Origin of the sequence: Streptomyces sp. NPDC050704 (assembly GCF_040654355.1) — a bacterium.
Classification (GTDB): Bacteria; Actinomycetota; Actinomycetes; order Streptomycetales; family Streptomycetaceae; genus Streptomyces.
In genome coordinates this window covers 1-1,431 of record NZ_JBFAHW010000277.1, presented here as the reverse complement: position 1 = coordinate 1,431, position 1,431 = coordinate 1, and the positions used below count along the sequence as shown (strand labels likewise).

The following is a 1,431-nucleotide window of genomic DNA, read 5'->3' as shown; positions in this document are numbered from 1 at the left end:
GGCTACCGCCGGAGAAGATGTTGCTCACCGACCTATGATGCGATCCCGGCCCTCCACCTGCTTGGAGAAGACGCATGACGGACGCGAGCACCGGCAAAGTGGTCGTGAACAGGGTGATGTCCCTCGATGGGTTCATCGCCGGTCCCGGCCACACGATGGACTGGATCTTCGAGCACATGACATCGGCGACGTTCCCGGAGGTCATGGCGGCCACGGGCGCCATGCTCATCGGCCGGGGCACGTACGAGGTCGGCAAGCGCATGTCCGACGAGAACCCCGACTACGACGGCGGGGCGCAGTTCGTCCTCACCCACCGCCCGCCCGACGAGCCGGACCCCGACGTCACCTTCCTCACCTGCGACATCGAGGAAGCCGTGGCCACGGCACGCCGCGCCGCCGGTGACAAGAACCTGGAGATCCTCGGCGCCGACGTGGCCGCCCAGTGCCTGCGGCGCGGCCTCGTCGACGAGATCCTGGTGTACGTGCTGCCGGTGCTGCTCGGCGACGGCATCCGCTTCGCGCCGCCGGGCCTCGACCGGATCGACCTGGAACCGTTCAGCAACGTCCAGTCGGGCGGGGTCACCATGCTGCGCTTCCACGTGCGCAAGTAGGCACAGTCGCACCTACTAGCGGTCGTTTGTGAGAAACCGAGGAACGCGCTGACCTGGTGGCGGGTGCGTGGAGTGCGGGGACACGGAATGTCCGGGAGCTTGCCCGTCTAGCGGGTTTGACTCGCGACACCATCTACAGCGACCTGCGACGGCGAGGAATCGACCCGGCGGACCGGACGTCGCTGCCACCGCTCCCGGCCTACGCCCCGCTGAACGCCGCAGTGCTACGCGAGCTGGCAGTCCAGGTGGGTGCCACTGCGGGACCTGCGGTTCTCACTGACTTCTCGGAGCCGCTGGCACAGGCGGCGTTTGCCACGCACATGGCCCTCGACCACATCAGCGCCCTGGCCGGGCCAATGAGGGAGGACGCCGAGCTCCGGCCCGCCCGCGTGGAAGACCTCGCCTTCCAGGGCGACCATCTGCGGCGGCAGGCCCACGCCCTGTGGGCGGCCGTGGAAGACACGCAGGTGGTGGCCCGTACGGCCCAGCGGCGCGCGGAGATGGCCGACGAGGAAGCATCCGTCGAGTCCGCGGAGTTGACGGGACGCTGTCGGCGGTGCCCGTGGTGGTCTCGTTCTTCCAGGTGATCCATCCGGGGTGTCGATCTGCGGCCCCCGCTGGCGCAAGGTGGCTATGGCGACGCGTTTTGGGACCACCGAGGCGCCTCGAATCGGCCCCAATCTGTGAAGATCGCCGCCAGCGAAGACGGCTTGAAAACAGTCCTACCGCCTGGTCGCGATCCTCCGGAAGCTGGCGGCCGAGGGCCACGCCATCGTCCTGGCCACCCACGACGTCGAACTGGCCGCCGAGCTCTCCCACC

General features: G+C 68.6%; 2 protein-coding genes and 1 pseudogene. All 3 read left to right on the top strand.

The features are described from left to right. Positions 1-74: 74 nt before the first annotated feature. A complete protein-coding gene (locus AB0I18_RS52085; RefSeq protein WP_363112900.1) occupies positions 75-611 on the top strand; it encodes a dihydrofolate reductase family protein in 537 nt (178 codons plus the stop codon). Positions 612-727: 116 nt separating this feature from the next. Continuing rightward, positions 728-1,198 carry a hypothetical protein gene (locus AB0I18_RS52080; RefSeq protein WP_363112899.1) on the top strand — a complete coding sequence of 157 codons (471 nt, stop codon included), beginning with the start codon at positions 728-730 and terminating at the stop codon, positions 1,196-1,198. A gap of 139 nt (positions 1,199-1,337) precedes the next feature. Continuing rightward, positions 1,338-1,431 (top strand): annotated as a pseudogene (locus AB0I18_RS52075) (ABC transporter ATP-binding protein); the annotation flags it as partial.

Bases quoted from the DNA above. Each gene is read 5' to 3' on its own strand.
- AB0I18_RS52085 (WP_363112900.1), top strand. From the start codon at position 75: ATGACGGACGCGAGCACCGGCAAAGTGGTCGTGAACAGGGTGATGTCC.